At 70.0% G+C, this 15,778-nt stretch carries 18 protein-coding genes; 12 read left to right on the forward strand and 6 right to left on the reverse strand.

Annotation, left to right across the window (positions count from 1 at the left end; all coding sequences use genetic code 11):
• The first annotated feature begins 250 nt into the window (after window positions 1–250).
• The 5 genes from AB3X07_RS15595 (at window position 251) to AB3X07_RS15615 (ending at window position 2,847) form a co-directional block, all read left to right on the forward strand.
• Entirely contained in the window at window positions 251–586 is a 336-nt protein-coding gene (locus AB3X07_RS15595; protein WP_369939502.1) for a YkgJ family cysteine cluster protein, read from the forward strand.
• A gap of 17 nt (window positions 587–603) precedes the next feature.
• Window positions 604–804: a hypothetical protein gene (locus tag AB3X07_RS15600; RefSeq protein ID WP_369939503.1), complete on the forward strand. Its 201-nt coding sequence runs from the start codon at window positions 604–606 to the stop codon at window positions 802–804.
• A 91-nt stretch (window positions 805–895) separates the two neighbouring features.
• Window positions 896–1,690 (forward strand): EAL domain-containing protein, encoded by a 795-nt coding sequence (locus tag AB3X07_RS15605; protein WP_369939504.1) that lies wholly within the window; start codon window positions 896–898, stop codon window positions 1,688–1,690.
• 106 nt (window positions 1,691–1,796) lie between these two features.
• Window positions 1,797–2,375, forward strand: coding sequence for a mechanosensitive ion channel domain-containing protein (locus AB3X07_RS15610; protein WP_369939505.1), 579 nt, complete (start codon window positions 1,797–1,799; stop codon window positions 2,373–2,375).
• 199 nt (window positions 2,376–2,574) lie between these two features.
• Window positions 2,575–2,847: a DUF2789 domain-containing protein gene (locus tag AB3X07_RS15615; RefSeq protein WP_369939506.1), complete on the forward strand. Its 273-nt coding sequence runs from the start codon at window positions 2,575–2,577 to the stop codon at window positions 2,845–2,847.
• A 62-nt stretch (window positions 2,848–2,909) separates the two neighbouring features.
• Here the strand turns inward: AB3X07_RS15615 and AB3X07_RS15620 are convergent, their stop codons facing one another.
• Window positions 2,910–3,176 carry a DksA/TraR family C4-type zinc finger protein gene (locus AB3X07_RS15620; RefSeq protein WP_369939507.1) on the reverse strand — a complete coding sequence of 89 codons (267 nt, stop codon included), beginning with the start codon at window positions 3,174–3,176 and terminating at the stop codon, window positions 2,910–2,912.
• Window positions 3,177–3,368: 192 nt separating this feature from the next.
• Window positions 3,369–4,274, reverse strand: coding sequence for a LysR family transcriptional regulator (locus AB3X07_RS15625; protein ID WP_369939508.1), 906 nt, complete (start codon window positions 4,272–4,274; stop codon window positions 3,369–3,371).
• Window positions 4,275–4,491: 217 nt separating this feature from the next.
• Here AB3X07_RS15625 and AB3X07_RS15630 point away from each other — a divergent pair, with 217 nt between their 5' ends.
• On the forward strand, window positions 4,492–5,271 hold the full coding sequence (locus AB3X07_RS15630; protein WP_369939509.1) for an SDR family NAD(P)-dependent oxidoreductase: 780 nt from the start codon (window positions 4,492–4,494) through the stop codon (window positions 5,269–5,271).
• 179 nt (window positions 5,272–5,450) lie between these two features.
• On the opposite strand, the gene AB3X07_RS15635 is transcribed toward AB3X07_RS15630, so the two are convergent.
• From AB3X07_RS15635 to AB3X07_RS15645, 3 genes are all read right to left on the reverse strand, one after another.
• Complete coding sequence (locus AB3X07_RS15635; protein ID WP_369939510.1) at window positions 5,451–6,374, reverse strand: hypothetical protein; 924 nt, start codon at window positions 6,372–6,374, stop codon at window positions 5,451–5,453.
• A 212-nt stretch (window positions 6,375–6,586) separates the two neighbouring features.
• Window positions 6,587–7,123 carry a DUF2058 domain-containing protein gene (locus tag AB3X07_RS15640; RefSeq protein ID WP_369939511.1) on the reverse strand — a complete coding sequence of 179 codons (537 nt, stop codon included), beginning with the start codon at window positions 7,121–7,123 and terminating at the stop codon, window positions 6,587–6,589.
• A gap of 109 nt (window positions 7,124–7,232) precedes the next feature.
• Window positions 7,233–7,730: a hypothetical protein gene (locus AB3X07_RS15645; RefSeq protein ID WP_369939512.1), complete on the reverse strand. Its 498-nt coding sequence runs from the start codon at window positions 7,728–7,730 to the stop codon at window positions 7,233–7,235.
• 129 nt (window positions 7,731–7,859) lie between these two features.
• On the opposite strand from AB3X07_RS15645, the gene AB3X07_RS15650 reads away from it, so the two are divergent.
• The 3 genes from AB3X07_RS15650 (at window position 7,860) to AB3X07_RS15660 (ending at window position 10,398) form a co-directional block, all read left to right on the forward strand.
• The gene (locus tag AB3X07_RS15650) at window positions 7,860–8,366 is read left to right on the forward strand and encodes a YgjP-like metallopeptidase domain-containing protein (protein ID WP_369939513.1); all 507 of its coding nucleotides are present in this window, start codon (window positions 7,860–7,862) and stop codon (window positions 8,364–8,366) included.
• Window positions 8,367–8,446: 80 nt separating this feature from the next.
• On the forward strand, window positions 8,447–9,157 hold the full coding sequence (locus AB3X07_RS15655; RefSeq protein WP_369939514.1) for an rRNA pseudouridine synthase: 711 nt from the start codon (window positions 8,447–8,449) through the stop codon (window positions 9,155–9,157).
• 140 nt (window positions 9,158–9,297) lie between these two features.
• Window positions 9,298–10,398, forward strand: coding sequence for a S41 family peptidase (locus AB3X07_RS15660; RefSeq protein ID WP_369939515.1), 1,101 nt, complete (start codon window positions 9,298–9,300; stop codon window positions 10,396–10,398).
• Window positions 10,399–10,464: 66 nt separating this feature from the next.
• Here the strand turns inward: AB3X07_RS15660 and AB3X07_RS15665 are convergent, their stop codons facing one another.
• On the reverse strand, window positions 10,465–11,268 hold the full coding sequence (locus tag AB3X07_RS15665; RefSeq protein WP_369939516.1) for an SGNH/GDSL hydrolase family protein: 804 nt from the start codon (window positions 11,266–11,268) through the stop codon (window positions 10,465–10,467).
• 553 nt (window positions 11,269–11,821) lie between these two features.
• Here AB3X07_RS15665 and AB3X07_RS15670 point away from each other — a divergent pair.
• The 3 genes from AB3X07_RS15670 (at window position 11,822) to AB3X07_RS15680 (ending at window position 15,564) form a co-directional block, all read left to right on the forward strand.
• Entirely contained in the window at window positions 11,822–13,564 is a 1,743-nt protein-coding gene (locus AB3X07_RS15670) for a PQQ-binding-like beta-propeller repeat protein (protein ID WP_369939517.1), read from the forward strand.
• A 311-nt stretch (window positions 13,565–13,875) separates the two neighbouring features.
• Complete coding sequence (locus AB3X07_RS15675; protein ID WP_369939518.1) at window positions 13,876–15,276, forward strand: trypsin-like serine peptidase; 1,401 nt, start codon at window positions 13,876–13,878, stop codon at window positions 15,274–15,276.
• A 75-nt stretch (window positions 15,277–15,351) separates the two neighbouring features.
• Window positions 15,352–15,564 (forward strand): hypothetical protein, encoded by a 213-nt coding sequence (locus tag AB3X07_RS15680; RefSeq protein ID WP_369939519.1) that lies wholly within the window; start codon window positions 15,352–15,354, stop codon window positions 15,562–15,564.
• The last annotated feature ends 214 nt before the right edge of the window (window positions 15,565–15,778 follow it).

Genomic DNA, 15,778 nt, shown 5'->3' on the forward strand with positions numbered 1-15,778 from the left:
TACCCGCGTCTCGTCCGGCCGTTTCCGTCGCCCGACTCGCCCCTCTTCTCGCGCCAGCCTCCTTCCCGCCCGGGTCGGATCCACCGGGAGCGCCCGTGTCCGGCTACCGCTTCAGCTTCACATGTTCGCCCTGCGCGGCCAGGACGATCGCCTGCATTCGCCGCCCACGCTCCAGCACTCCGCGTCGACCGAGCTTCCGGACCGCGGCCGCAGGCGGCATGCTGCGCCTCGCGCGCGCCGGTGACGCCGCTTGAGCGCACGACCGGCAACGCCCTGCGCCAAGGCCGACACGACCGCCACCTGCGATCGCTGCGATGCGATCTGCTGCCGGCTGACCGTGCTGCTGATGCCCGAGGACCAGGTACCCGACCACTACACCGAGTACACCGCCAACGGCCTGCACGTGATGGCGCGCGACGAGGACGGCTGGTGCGTGGCCGTGGACAGCAGCCGCATGTGCTGCTCGATCTACGCACAGCGCCCGGCGGTGTGCCGCGCGTTCGCGATGGACGGCCCGTATTGCCGCGACATCCGCCGCATCCACCACGACCAGTTGGCGCGTGGCATTCCGCTGACGATGTACTGACTTCCCAGGAGACCCGCATGGCACGTCCCACCAGCAAGACCCCGCCACCGACCGCCAAGGCCGCCCGCAGCGGCGCCGGCGCCGACAAGGCGCAGAAAGGCCTGAGCCGAGAGCGCATCGAGGCCGACATGGCCGCGTTCCGCAAGGCCGGCGGCCGCGTCGAAGTGCTCGGCACCACCCGCGTGCTGAAGAAAGTGGACGAAGCCGAAGCCGGCTGAGCCCGCGTCCCAGCCGCCATCGGCGCCGTCTTCACGGCGCCGATGGCGTGCTGGCCGATACTCCCTTCCTCCTCCGCGGTCGACGCACGGCATGCTCCTGCGCTCCCTCTCCGCCGAACTCGGCCAGCCGGCTTGCGGCAACTGCCGCGGCGGCGAGCCGCTCGACTTCGGCATCCGCATGGCGTTCCAGCCGATCGTCGACGCCGACGCGCGCGCGATCTACGCCTATGAGGCGCTGGTGCGCGGCGAGGACGGCAGCGACGCGGCCACGGTGCTGGCACGGGTACGCCCGCAGCAGCTGTACCGCTTCGACCAGACCTGCAGGGTGCAGGCGATCGCCACCGCCGCGCGGCTGGGCCTGCGCACCCGGCTGTCGATCAACTTCATTCCCAATGCGGTCTATGACCCGGCCACCTGCATTCGCCTGACCCTGGCCGCGGCCGAGCACTACGGCGTGCCGACCGGCGAGCTGATCTTCGAAATGAGCGAATCCGAGCGCATCCACGACCTGCCCAAGGTGGTGCGGATCCTGCGCGACTACGCACAGCGCGGTTTCCTGACCGCGATCGACGATTTCGGCGCCGGCCACTCCGGGCTGAATCTGCTCGCCGATTTCCAGCCGCACCTGCTCAAGCTGGACATGGCGCTGATCCGCGGCATCGACGCCGACGCGCCCCGGCGACACATCGTCGCCGGCGTCGTCGGCATGGCCGCGGCGCTGGGCTGCCGGGTGCTCGCCGAAGGCGTGGAGACGGCCGCCGAGTACCGCACGCTGCGCGCACTGGGCATCGGCCTGTTCCAGGGCTTCCTGTTCGCCAGGCCGGCGCTGGAGGCGTTGCCGGCGATCGCCGCGGAACGTTGGGACAGCCTGGAACGCGACGCATAGACGCGGGCGCGAGCGCGCGACGTTGCCGCCGACCGGGGGCCGGCCGCACTTGCCCCACGCGGCCACGATTGCGACCATCGCCTCCCCCCGCCCTACGACCACGCCGATGTCCTCGTTCCACGCCATGCTGCCGCCCTGGGTCCACCGCTGGCTGGACCTGATCGTGCCGGGGGCGCAGATCGCGCTGATCGTGCTCGCCGCGTGGCTGCTGCGCACCGTGCTGCGGCGGTTGGTGCGGCGCCTCGGCGAACGCTACGCGTTGCCGCCGGAACTGGTGATGATGGCGCGCCGCGGCAGCGGCTTCGTGATCTACACGGCGGCGGCGCTGATGATCCTCGACCGGCTCGGCGTGTCCGGCACCGTGCTGTGGACCGCGTTCACCGGCTTCGCCGCCGTCGGCGCGGTGGCGTTCTTCGCCGCCTGGAGCGTGCTGTCCAACATCTTCTGCACGCTGCTGATCTTCACCACGCGGCCGTTTCGCCTGTACGACCACATCGAACTGCTCGAGAACGGCGAAAAGCCCGGACTCAAGGGCCAGGTAGTGGACATCAACCTGATCTACACCACGCTGCGCGAACCCGGCGACGCGGATGGCGGCAGCGTGCTGCAGATTCCCAACAGCCTGTTCTTCCAGCGCAGCACGCGGCGCTGGCGCGGGCATCCGGTGCCGCCCGGACTCGGGTGAGGCCGCGCGACCCGCGGCGCGTCCATCGGGTCCATCGTTGCGCGTCCGGAAACCGCGCGAACACCACCGCATGATCTCATCGGCGCACGTCGCCGAACGCATCCGCACGTCCTAACAAGACACTGATCGGGGGGACGTTATGGTGTCCGGTCACGCGCCGCGGCGCGATGCGTGCCTCCCCCTCCTTCAAGGTGCCTCCATGGAACAACCCGTCCATCCGTTCGCCGAACTGTTCGCCCAGTTGGGCCTGCCCCAAGGCGAAGCCGAGATCCGCCAGTTCATCGCGCGCCACTCGCCGCTGCCGGACACGATGCGGCTGGAGGAGGCGCCGTTCTGGACGCCGGCGCAGGCGCAACTGCTGCGCGAGGAACGCCTCGACGACGCCGACTGGGCGATGGTGGTCGATCAGCTCAACATCGCCCTGCACTCGCGGCCGGTGCCGCCGGTCAGCGACGCCGCCAACGACGACTGAGCGCGCGCCGGCAGCGCGACGCGCCCTGCACAGGCGGCACGATACGGCGTGCGCACGCGGCGCTAGCGCAGCTGACTGTCCTTGCTGCCGCGGCGGTTGTAGCCGCTGTGCTCGTGCTGCGCGCGATCGTGCGCTTCCTGACAGGATACGCACAGACGCACGCCCGGCACGGCCTTGCGCCGCGCGGCGGGAATCGGCGCATCGCAGTCCTCGCACTGGCTCAGGCCCGGTCCCTGCGGCAATTGGCTGCGTGCGCGCTTGATCGCATCCTCGACGGTGGCGTCGATCTGGTCCTGCACCGCACCGTCGTTCGCCCATCCGGTCGCCATGGCTTTCTCCACTGTGTTGCCTCCCCCGCATGATGCGGCCGCGGCGGGCCGATGCAATGAAGGGCGGCTTCACATTGCCGATGCGTTCATCGGCATCGGGATTGCGACTCGGCAACGTCCGCGCGGCGCATCCGTGTGGGATCCATGCGATGTGTCCGCGCCGGCATGCGCGCGCTCCTGCTAACCCGCCTGCTAACCCGCCGCGAGAAACGCCTGCAGGCGCGGCACCACGAAATCCAGGAACAGGCGCACGCGTTGCGGCAAGCGCGGGCCACCGCGGTACAGCGCGTGGATCTCCTCGCTGTCGCCCTCCACCGCCTCGCGCAGCACTTCCACCAGCCGCCCCGCGGCCAGATCGGCGCGCACGTGATAGTCGCCCAGCCGCGCCAGGCCGAGCCCGGCGACCGCCATGCGCCGCACCGTTTCGCCATTGTTGGCGAGCAGCGCGCCGCGCACCGTGCGGTCGACGATGCGGCCGCTGTGCGCGAGCGGCCACACCGGCGCGGCGCGGCGGAAGTTGAAGCCCAGGCAGCTGTGCCGGGACAGATCGTCGATGCCGCGCGGGGTGCCGTGGCGGGCCAGATACGCCGGCGCGGCGACGATCTTGCGCCGCGCCACGCCGACCGTGCGCGCCATCATGCTCGAATCCCGCAGCGCGCCGACGCGGAATGCGACATCGGTGCGGTCCAGGTACAGATCGACCATCTCGTCGGACAGCGACAGATCGACCACGATCTGCGGATGCGCCTGCCAGAACGCGGGCAGTAGCGGCTCCAGGCCGAGTGCGCCGAACGCCACCGACGCATTGACCCGCACGCTACCGCCGGCGCTGGCCGCGCCATGGCCGAGTTCGCGCTCCACGTCGTCGAGTTCGGCCAGCAACGCCAGGCTGCGCGCGTAGTAGACCTGGCCCTCGGCGGTCAGCGCCAGGCGCCGCGTGGAGCGTTCGAGCAGGCGCACGCCCAGCCGCGCCTCGACGCGGCCGATCAGCTTGCTGACCGTGGACGGGGTCATGCGCAGCAAGCGCGCCGCGGCCGAGAAGCTGCCGGCCTCCACCACGCGCAGGAACACCTGCATTTCGCCGATGCGATTGTCCATTGCGCCCATTCGTGAATCCGTTTCACGAATGATAGGCGGGCACGGCCGGTTATCAACCGCCGGGCGAGCGCCTATCTTGCCTCTGCCGCGCCGCGCGCCGCGCCCTGCCACCCACGACCTTCGGACGCCCCGCGCTCCTGGCGCCCGCGCGATGCCACGCGCTCGCCGCACGGCCGCAGCGTGTCGCGCTGCCCCCTTCTACCCACGGAGAAACACCATGGATCTGCAACTCGACGGCAAGACCGTCCTCGTCACCGGCGCCACCGCCGGGATCGGCCTGGCCATCGCCCGCACCCTCGCCGCCGAAGGCACCGACGTCGTCATCTGCGGCCGCAGCCAGGACACCCTGGACACCGCTGTCGCCGCGATCGGCGGCAGAGTGCGCGGCGTGCTGGCCGATCCGGCCACCGCGCAAGGCGCCCAGGCGCTCATCGCCGCGGTGCCGCAGGTCGATGTCCTGGTCAACAACCTGGGCATCTACGAATCCAAGGACTTCGGCGCGATCAGCGACGACGACTGGATGCGCTTCTTCGAGATCAACGTGCTCAGCGGCGCGCGCCTGGCCCGTCACTACCTGCCCGGCATGCTGGCGCGCGATTGGGGGCGGATCATCTTCATCTCCAGCGAAAGCGCGGTGCTGGTGCCGCCCAACATGATCCACTACGGCATGACCAAGACCGCGCAACTGGCGATCTCGCGCGGCCTGGCGGCCACCACCAAGGGCACCCGCGTCACCGTCAATGCGGTGCTGCCGGGCACCACGCGTTCGGCCGGCATCGAGGCCTTCATGCGCAGCGTCGCCAGCGATCCGCGGATGCCGCCGCAGGAGATGGAGCGCGAATACTTCGCCAAGGAACGCGCCAGTTCGCTGATCCAGCGCATGATCGAACCCGAGGAAGTGGCCAGCCTGGTCGCCTACGTGGCCAGCCCGCTGTCGGCGGCGACCAACGGTGCGGCATTGCGGGTGGATGGCGGCATCACCCCGACCATCGTCTGACGCATCGTGGGCGGGCGATGCGGCCTGGGGCGCGCATCGCTGCGCGGCACCGGGACCACGTCGGCGCATCCATCGCCTGCGGTGCGCTCGACCGCTACGTGGCGCCGTTCGGTGCCGCGCCAGAGCCACGCATCGGCCCGTCCACGGACGCGGGGTCACAGGCACCGTCCGTCGTGGCGTCAGTCGTGCGGCGCGGCCGGCACCTGCCCGTCGTAGCCGCTGTCGCGCAGGATTCGCTCCGGATCGCGCAATTCCAGCAGCGTGCGCAGCGCCGCACGTTTGTCCGTCTGCCGCTGGTAGTAGGCCAGCAGCACGCGCTGGCCGATCCAGTAGCCCAGTTCCGACGGCCAGCCCGGCGGCGCGCTGCCGTTGTTCCAGAACCAGCGCAAGGCGGCCTGCTGGCCTTGCGCATCGGGATCGGCACCGACCGGCCAATGCGCAAGCAAGGTCTGCCGGTCGGCGCGGAACCGCCGCCACAGCTGCGCTTCCTGCGGCATCGCCCAGGCGTTGTCGGCACCGCCCGGATCGCCGCCGGTGACCAGCGCGGCGACGAAATTGGCCGCGCCTTCGCGCAACGCCCACACCAGCAGGTCGCGGCGGGCCGGATCGTCGTCGGCCAGCGCCGGCTGCAGCGTGTGCAGGGTTTCGTGCGCGAACAGGTGGCGCAGCCGCGCGCGGAAGGCCTCGGGTCGGTCGATGCCGACGCACGCGGACTCCAGGCCGATCACCTGCGCGCGCGCATCGGCGCTGCCGGCGGAATTGCCGGCGCCGAACAGCGCCATCACCGGCGGCAACCGCGCCTGCGGCCACAACCCGGCGTAGGCCAGATAGATCGCGCGCAACTCGGCGTCGGCTTGGCGCGCCTGCGGCAGGCACACCGCGATCGCGTGGCGGTACTTGTCCGGGTCGGCGGCGATGGCCCGCGCCAGATGCGCGGCATCGACGATGCGGTCGGGCGTGAACACCCGCACGCCGATGCCGCCGGGCGTCAGGTAACCGTCCTGCAACTGCGCCGCGCTGGGGCGGCCGTGCGCCACCTCGAAGACCTGCACGAAGCGGTCGGCATCCTCGAGTTCGACGCGCGCGCTGAGCGGGTCGATCACTGTCGCGGGCGGCGCCGCGAGCGCCGCAGCGGCCGTACTCGCCCACGACACAGCCACGGCGAGACGCAGGGCACTCGGCAAGACGCGAGATCGACGCTGCATCGGCAGGCACTCCCTTACGCGTTAACGACGGCACCGCAGCAACGCCGCCGCGGCGCATGCCCGCACTGGCAGCGCCGCGGCGGTGCGGCCGCAGCGCGATGCGCAGGGGGCTACCAGATCAGGTCGTCGGGCACCTGGAAACGGCTGTAGTACGGATCGTCCTCGCCACTGGCGGACGCGGCGGGCAGGGTCGCGTCGAACGCGATCGCGTCCGGGTCGCGGGCGGCCACCTTCTCCACCACCGCACGCGGAATCGCCGCATAGCCTGCGTCCAGGCGCGCGATCGCCACCGCGCCGCCGATCAACTGCGTGCGCAGCGCCGCATCCACCCGCAGCCGCTGGATCTTGCCGGCATCGGTGAAGTGGAAGTCGATCTCGCCGTCGGCCTTGAGCTTGTGGCCGTCGATGAGTTGTCGGGCCTGCGCGCGCTGCTCCTGCGCCCGCGCCTGCGCGTTGCGCTCGGCCGCCAGCGCGCGGTCGCGCTCGATCCGCTCCTGCCGCAACCGCTCGCCCTGCACCTGTTCGGCGCTGGGCGGCGGCGGGGTCTTGCCGTGGCGCGCCTTGGCCTGCTCGCGCGCGACCTGCGCGACCTGGTTCTTCTTCACCAGGCCGGCCTTGAGCAGTTGTTCCTGCAGGGGGTTGCGCATCGGGAAAATCCGCTAGATCCAGGACGTCGACCGGCATCATACCCCGCTGCCGCCGCAAGCCATGCCCAGCGATGCGCCACCTGCGCACCTTCGACTCACACATTGCCCTCTACACTATTTCAGCAAACAGCGCTTCAAATATGGTTGCGGGCAAACCGTCCATCTGGGTCAGGCAGCCAGCAGCTTCTTTGTCGTAAAGCTCATAAGGCACCTCTCGATAGGACTTTTCAACAAGAAAACGCCTTACCTTGGAAATGACACGCTGCGCCACCTCCGGCAGGGCGCCAGCCGGAAGCGGATGACTATTCCCATGATGATTTCTCACCCTGCCCGTTTCATCATTTACATGTACGAAAAACAAATCCGCCTTGGATGAAATGTAAAATCTCGCCTCGAACCGCATCCTTGGCGAATGGCCGGCAGGGCTCACCAGTCGGATTCGCAGGTACTGCCCAGGGCAGTAATCCATGCTATCGCCCTGAACAACCTCGAGACCGGTCAATTCCTCGACACCTCGAGCGAGCGCCGCGACCTTCTTGGAGAAGCCCGCCGAATAGTCGGGCGCATTCCTGACGGCTCGATCAATCATCTCTCGTATGTTTTCCATCTCGGGAACCGTACTACCACGTCATCGCCTTGATATACACCAGCGTCCAGCAAAAATTTCGCCTCGACGCTGGCGCTTCCACCCCGAACCGCCACACCCCTTCCGGTCCCGCCACGTTATCCTCATCGCATGCAACCGTTGAAGTACCTCGTCGGCTACCCGCCCCATGTGCAGGATCAGGTCCGCGAGCTGATCGCGCGCGACCGCCTCGGCGACTGGCTGCGTGAGCGCTACGCCACGCCCAACCCGGTGCGCACCGACCGCCAACTGTACGACTACACGCTGGCGTTGAAGGAGCGCCACATGCGCAGCGCCGAGCCGCTGCACAAGGTGCTCTACGACAACCGGCTGCAGGCGGTGAAGCACGCGCTCGGCACCCACACCAGCGTTTCGCGCGTCCAGGGCAGCCGGCTCAAGGCCAGCCGCGAGATCCGCATCGCCGGCGTGTTCCGCGACGCGCCGGCGCCTTTCCTGCAGATGATCGTGGCGCACGAACTGGCGCACCTGAGGGAGAGCGCGCACAACAAGGCCTTCTACCAGTTGTGCACGCATCTCGCGCCGGACTACCACCAACTGGAATTCGACCTGCGCCTGTACCTGACCCAGCTCGACCTGACCGGCGCGACCGACGGCTGAGCGTCGCCGCGCCCGGCACCGATGGCCGCGCGGCGACCGCTGCCCGTACACTGCCCGGCCCGATCGCCGAAACCGTTCCGATGTCCGCACCCACCCGACTCGACAAATACCTGGCGGCGATGCTGCCCTGCTCGCGCGGCGAAGCGCAGCAGTACATCGAGGGCGGCTGGGTACGCGTGGACGGCGTGCCGGTCGAGGAACCGCAGGCCGCGATCACCACGCAACAGGTGACCCTGGACCCCGCCGCGCAACTGGGCGCGCCGGAACCGGCCACCTTGCTGCTGCACAAGCCGGCCGGCATGGACCTGGACGCGGCCCTGGCCCTGGCCAGGCCGGCTACGCACAGCGCGCTGGATACGACCGAGCTGCGCGTGCTGAAGCGCCACTTCCTGCGCCTGCAGGCGCCGCTGCCGCTGGAACCGGCGGCCAGCGGCCTGCTGGTGCTGAGCCAGGACGGCCGCGTGCTGCGCCGGTTGAACGAGGACGCGAGTGCGATCGAACAGGAGTTCGTGGTCGAGGTGCGCGGCGAACTGCGGCCCTACGGCATGCTGCGGCTGGCGCACGGCCTGACCTATCGGCAGCGCAGCCTGCCGCCGTGCAAGGTCAGCTGGCAGAACGAGGACCGCCTGCGCTTCGCGATCAAGCACGTGCAGCCCGGGCAGCTGCAGCACATGTGCGCCGAGGTCGGGCTGGAGGCGCTGAGCCTGCGGCGCCTGCGCGTGGGCCGCATCCCGTTGGGCAAGCTGGCACCGGGCGAATGGCGCTATCTGCCGGCCGGCGAGCGTTTCTGAGCCGCGGCGCGCCTATGCGAAACGCCCGCGTCGCGACCGCCTAGCGCGGCATCCGGCGGCACGAAGACCCCCTGCCTTGCGGCCTATTGCACGCCTGGATGCGCGCGGCGGACACTCGCCGCGGGCACAGGGAGACGCACATGATCGCAACGCTGCTGGCAGCCACCCTGGCCATGGCGCCGACCGATGCCGCCGTGGCGCACGCCGACCTGCAGTTCGCCGCCGCGCGCATCGCCGCCGATCATCCGGGCCTGGCCCCCGGCGTGGACCCGGCACTGGCCGCGCAGGCGCGGCAGGCGGCGCGCGCGGCGCAGGCCCAGGCGCGGCGTATCGTCGATCGTGCCGGCTATGCCCAGGTCATGCAGGCCTATGTCGCCGCGTTCGGCGACCCGCATGTTGCGATCGAGCTGGCCTCGCCCGATACCACGCCCGCAAGCGCGCCGCTGCCCGCAGCCGACACCGCCGCGCAAGGCGCATTCGAACGCCTCACGCCGGCGGCCTGGAAACTGACCCTGCCGACCTTCTATGCCGGCGACCCCGGCTTCGACACGACCCAGGCCGCGATCGCCACGGCGACGGATGCGCTGCGGCACCACACGCCCGCGCTGCTGGTGCTGGATTTGCGCGGCAACGGTGGCGGCGCCGCCGCCCCCGGCGATGCGGTGCTGGCCGCGATCTGGGGCGAACAGGCGCTGCCGGCGCTGGATGGCCGCCGCGCCAGCGCCTCGCTGTGGCGGGTCTCCGACGGCGTGATCGACAATCTGCAGACCCGCCGCGCGCGCATCGCCGCGCGCTACCCGCAGGAACTGTCCGGCTTCGATCACTTGCTGGAGGGCCTGCGCGCGGCGCGGCAGCGGGGCGAGGCGCTGTATCGCGACCCGCTGCCGCACGCGGCCATCGGCACCCCGCCACGCGGCGGCCCGGCACGCATCGCCGTCATCACCGATGGCGCCTGCATCAGCGCCTGCCTGGATTTCATGGACCGCCTGCTGGAAGGTCCCGGCGTGGAGCAGGTCGGCCAACCCACCGGCGCCGACACGCTCTACACCGAAGTGGAAAGCGTGCCGCTGCCGAGCGGCCGCGCGACGTTGCTGCTGCCGATGCAGCGCCTGGAGGGGCGCCGGCGCGGCGCGATGCACGCCTATGCGCCGCGCATTCGCCTCGACGACGACGCAGCGGTGAACGACTGGCTGCGCCGCGAAGTGGCTGCGGTCTCGCCCCCCACCAGCACCGCGCCGTAGCGCGGCACCGGGGCGATCTGCGGATCGCTCGACCCGCACGCGTCGAGCGCCCTGTACCGCACCCCGTTACGGCTGCGCCAGCGCGCGGTCCAGTGCCTGCTGCGCCAGCGGCGCCATCACCTCGTAGCCGGCGACGGTAGGATGCACGCCGTCGTAGGCCAGCGTCTTGTCCATGCCGCCCTGCCGGTTGCTGAGCTTGCCGTGGTAATCCAGATACACCGCGCCATGGTCCTGCGCGTACTGCTGGATCCAGGCATTGAGCGCGCGCACCTTCGGCGCCGGCTGCAGGCCCGGCCGCCACGGGTAGTCGCTGACCGGCAGCACCGAGGCCAGCACCACCTTGATGTGGTTGGCCTGCGCCAGTTCGGTCATCGACCGCAGGTTGTCCTCGATCATGCGCTGCGTGGTCACACCGGTGTTGCCGGCAAGATCGTTGGTGCCGGCCAGGATCACCACCGCGGCCGGCTTGAGGTCGATCACGTCCTGGCGGAAGCGCACCAGCATCTGCGCGGTGGTCTGCCCGGAAATGCCGCGGTTGACGTAGGGCTTGCCCGGAAAGAACGTGGTGCCCTGCATGCGGCCCCAGGCGTCGGTGATCGAATCGCCGTAGAACACCACGCGCCGCTCGCCCGCCGCCGGCGGCGCCAGCGCGGCATTGTCGGCGCGATAGCGTCCCAACTGCGCCCAGTCCAGCAGGCGCTTCTGCAGCTCCGCCACCTCCTTGGGCTGCAGCGAGTCGGGCGCGCGCGTGTACAGCGCATCCACCTGCTTCTGCGCGGCATCGGCGGCAGGCGCGGCGCTCTGCGCGAATGCGGGTTGCACGACACCCAGGCACAACGACACCAGCGCAACCAGCGACGACTGCTTCACGATCCACCTCCAGGTCAGGGAACGGGCCACCCTACCAAATCGCGACGGCGCGCGCGCCTCGTTTGCGCATGACGTGCGACAGCGAGAGCGCCGCGAAAGCTGGAGCAAATGCCCGCTTGCGTGCGCCACGCGCTCGCCGGTGCGCAGGCATCGCCGACGCTGCGTCATCGAGCGGTAACCGACCACGCAGCCGATCATGCACACGACAACGCGCGTCGCAGAGCAGCGTTCAGCCTTCGCTCATGCAGCCGGAATCGCATTGCATCGATTGCATGCCCGGCCAGCGCCATGCGCGACGCTCGCGCCTGGACAAGGAAACCGTTGGCCGGCAAGGCGATGCGCCGACGCCTGGGAGATGGATGCGCAAGCACGACTGCGACACGCGCCACGCCGGGCCGGACGCGATGGCGGGCATACGATTGGCTTTGGCTATGCATGCAACCTTTTCGCCGTCCCTAACCTTTTCGTGCGTACATGACATGCGCGGTTTTTCCTTCCTACCATGCGCCGGCAGTCAGGGGGGGTCCCCACTCCGAACCCCGAAGGACACCGCATGAACAGGCATTACGCGCATCAGAAACGCTCGTTGCTGTGGTTGGCGCTGGTCTCCGGATTGACGATCGGCGCAGCGGCGTCGGCACAGTCCTCCACGTCCGCGCCGGACGCGACCGGCGGCGCAGGCAATCGCGACAGCGCCGCATCCAGCGACACCCCGGCCATCGCTTCCGCACCCGCCGGCGTCGGCAACGCCACCGGCGCGTGGTTCGGCGGCAACGACGGCGCGCCGTTCGCCACCCGCAACCGTTGGGAGAGCGCCGGCGGCGGTTTTCTCAACACGCGCTATGCGCCGACCGAGTGGCAGATCACCGCGCGCAACGCGGCGCGGCTCAAGCTCGCCTGGACCTTCACCACGCAAGGCGACGTCTCCGCCACCCCGACCGTGGAAGGCACCGCGCTGTACGTGCCGGACTGGGGCGGCCAGCTGTACCGCATCGACACCATGCTGGGCAAGGCGGCGTGGCAGGTGAAACTGTCCGACTACACCGGCAACGCCAACTCGCTGTCGCGCAACAGCCCTGCGATCGCGCGCGATCGCCTGTTGGTCGGCGACCAGGCCAGCGGCACCGTCGTGGCGATCGACAAGACCACCGGCAAGCTGCTGTGGAAGACCCTGGTCGAGTCCAATCCACAGGCGCGCATCACCGCCTCGCCGGTGGTGTACGGCGACCGCGTCTACGTCGGCGTGTCCTCCGGCGACTGGGGCGGGCTGACGCCCGGCTATCAATTCTCGTTCCGCGGCAGCGTGGCCGCGCTCGACCTGAAGACCGGCAAGCTGCTGTGGAGTTTCCGCACCACGCCGGAAGGCTACACCGGCGCCTCGGTGTGGGGCACGCTGGCGATCGACCCGCAACGGCAGCGCGTGTACGCCACCACCGGCAACAACTACTCGGTGCCGCTGGACGTGGCCAACTGCGTCAAGAACGCCAACGGCGACAAGAGTGCGCAACTGGCCTGCATGGCGCCGGACAATTACGTCGACTCGGTGCTGGCGCTGGACATGCGCAGCGGCAAGCCGGTGTGGACGCGGCGCCTGCAGGGCGCCGATGCCTGGTCGCTGTCGTGCCTGGTCGCGCCGACCGTCGGCGTCTGCCAGGATCCGCAGGGACCGGACTACGACTTCAGCGGCGGCGGCGCCAACCTGTTCACCGCGATGCGCAACGGCAAGCCGCAGGCGTTGGTCGGCGCCGGGCAGAAGAGCGGCGTGTACTGGGCCCTCGACGCCGACAGCGGACAGACCGTGTGGTCGACCCAGGTCGGTCCGGGCGGCACCGCCGGCGGCATCGAATGGGGCTCGGCAGTGGATCCGTTCGCCGCGCGCGTGTACGTGGCCATCAACAACAACGAGCACACGCCGTACACGCTGGCACCGAGCAACACCGAGACCTGGAACGCCGGCTCGTGGGCGGCGCTGGACGCGGCCACCGGCCGCATCGTCTGGCAGGTCAAGGTGCCGGGCACCGATCCGGTGCAGACCAGCTTCGGCGCCGGCGGACGCGGTCCCCTCGCCGCCTCTCCCGGGCTGGTGTACGCCGGCTCGATGTCCGGGGCGATGACCGTGCTCGACGCCAAGACCGGCGCCACGTTGTGGAGCTTCGATGCCGGCGGTTCGGTGTCCAGCGCGCCGGCGATCGTGGACGGTGCGGTGTACTGGGGCGCCGGCTACAGCCGCTTCAACTTCGGCACCGGCGTGCACAAGCTCTACAAGTTCGTCCCGGCGACCCGCCGCGCGCCCTGATCGCGGCGCCACGCCGCACGGCGCTCCTCACGCCCCTCCCGCATCCGTGGGAGGGGCGTTCTTTTTTGCGCGCGCGCTGGCGTGGCGCCCTGGATTTCGCTGCATGGCGGTGGCGGAAGGACGCCGGCAAACGGGTGCGACATGTCACGGCGAAGTGACAAACGTCTACAAAATCGGCCCCCTCGACGTGACGACGCGCACGTAATCGGCCGCCCGCCGCCCGTAGCCTCGACACGCACCTCGGACGTCGGTGCATCGGCATCCGGTCCCCTGCCGGATGGTCCAGTCGTCTTCTAGCAGAAGGAAGATCCATGAATCGCAAGTCCGCATTGTCCCTGGCCCTGCTCGCCGGCATCGCCGGCCTGTCCTCCGCCGCCATCGCCGCCACTCCCCCAGCGGCCGAAATGGACTCCGCACCGGTCCAGGCGCGTCCCGACGCGGCCGCGCTCGGCGGCGCCGAGCTGCGCAGCCTCGCCACCGGCAGCGCGCATGCGCCGCGCCTGATCCAACTGGGCGCGCCCGACAGCGCCCAGGCCGCGACGATGAAGCAACTGCGCGGCCAGCAGGTCAAGCAGGGCCAGCCGCTGCAGATCGGCTTTTCGCGCAGCATCGCCAAGCCGGCGATCAACCTGCGCCGGCTGACGTGGCAGAACCTGCCCAGCGGCGCGCAGGTGACCAGCTTCGAGATCGTCTCCACCGATGCGGCCGCGCTGCGCGCGGCGCTGCAACTCAGCGCCAGCGGCGCCCAGCCGGGCGACCCGAGCAAGGCCATCTTCCGCTTCGCCGGCGACGACGGCCGCGTGTTCGAACAGAGCGGCGCCGATTTCGCCGGCAGCGAACCGGGCTGGTCGGCGGCGGTGGCCGGCGAGCGCCTGCTGGTGGAGATCGAACTGCCGGCCGGCCAGTATCCGCAGGGCTTCGCGCTGAAGATCCCGCAGGTCTCGCACATGGACATCAACCCCGTCGCCAGCGCGGACATGATGCGGCCGATGATCGGCGAGAGCGATTCGTGCGAGCGCGACATCGTCTGCCGCGCCAATCCCAGCAGCGGCTTCACCTCGGCCGCCAAGTCGGTGGCGCGCATGGTGTTCAGCACCAGCAGCGGCTCCTACCTGTGCACCGGCACCCTGCTCAACAACAGCAACTCGCCGAAGAAGTACCTGTTCTGGACCGCCGCGCACTGCATCAGCACCCAGACCGTGGCCAACACCCTGCAGACCTACTGGTTCTACGACGCAACCACCTGCAACGGCTCCACCGTCAACTCGGCCTACACCACCCTCAGCGGCGGCGCCTACCTGCGCCATGCCAACACCACCCGCGACACCTCCCTGCTTGAGCTGAAGACCGCTCCGCCCAGCGGCGCGTTCTACGCCGGCTGGAGCAGTTCGGCGATCGGCGCCACCGGCACCGCGATCGAAGGCATCCACCACCCCGCCGGCGACGTGAAGAAGTATTCGCTGGGCAAGGTCACCGCGCTGTCCAGCTCGATCGACGGCAAGTCGCCGCTGTACCGCGTGCAGTGGAGCACCGGCGTCACCGAAGGCGGTTCCTCCGGCTCCGGCCTGTTCACCGTCAACAGCAGCGGCGCCTACCAGCTGCGCGGTGGCCTGTACGGCGGCACGTCGTACTGCAGCGCGCCGAGCGATCCGGACTACTACTCGCGCTTCTCCGACGTGTATTCGAGCATCCAGCCCTACCTGAGTCCGTAAACGGCGCCTGGCGGGGCGCAGGCCTCGCAGCCGGTCCAGGCCACGCGGCAAGCGTGGCCTGGACCGGCTGCCGAGGTGGCGCCGGCGCACAGCGGTTACACTGGGGGGACATCCCTCACCACGGTAGGCATCCACTTGGCAAAGCCCAACTACTCCTTCGAAAAACGCCAGCGCGAAATCGCCAAGAAGAAGCAGCAGGACGAGAAGGAAGCGCGCAAGCGCGAAGCCCGCGAGGCGTCCAAGGCCGCGAACACCCCCGAAACGAAGACGCCCGACAGCGGCGCCTGAGTCCGGCAAGGCGGCGCGCGCTGACGTTTGCCAGCGCATGTCGACGTCCGCGCACAGCGGCGCCACCCGCGGCATGCATCGAACGGGCATCGCCAGGTGGCTACGCCCGCCCGCTTTCGCCCGCCTGCTGAATCGGGCAGTGACGCCAATGGCTGGCGATCGGCCTTGCGGGCGCATGTCCAACGCCGGATCTCCGTTCTCCCGGCAGATCCCG

The sequence above is a fragment of the Xanthomonas sp. DAR 35659 genome (genome assembly GCF_041242975.1).
Taxonomy (GTDB): domain Bacteria; phylum Pseudomonadota; class Gammaproteobacteria; order Xanthomonadales; family Xanthomonadaceae; genus Xanthomonas_A; species Xanthomonas_A medicagonis.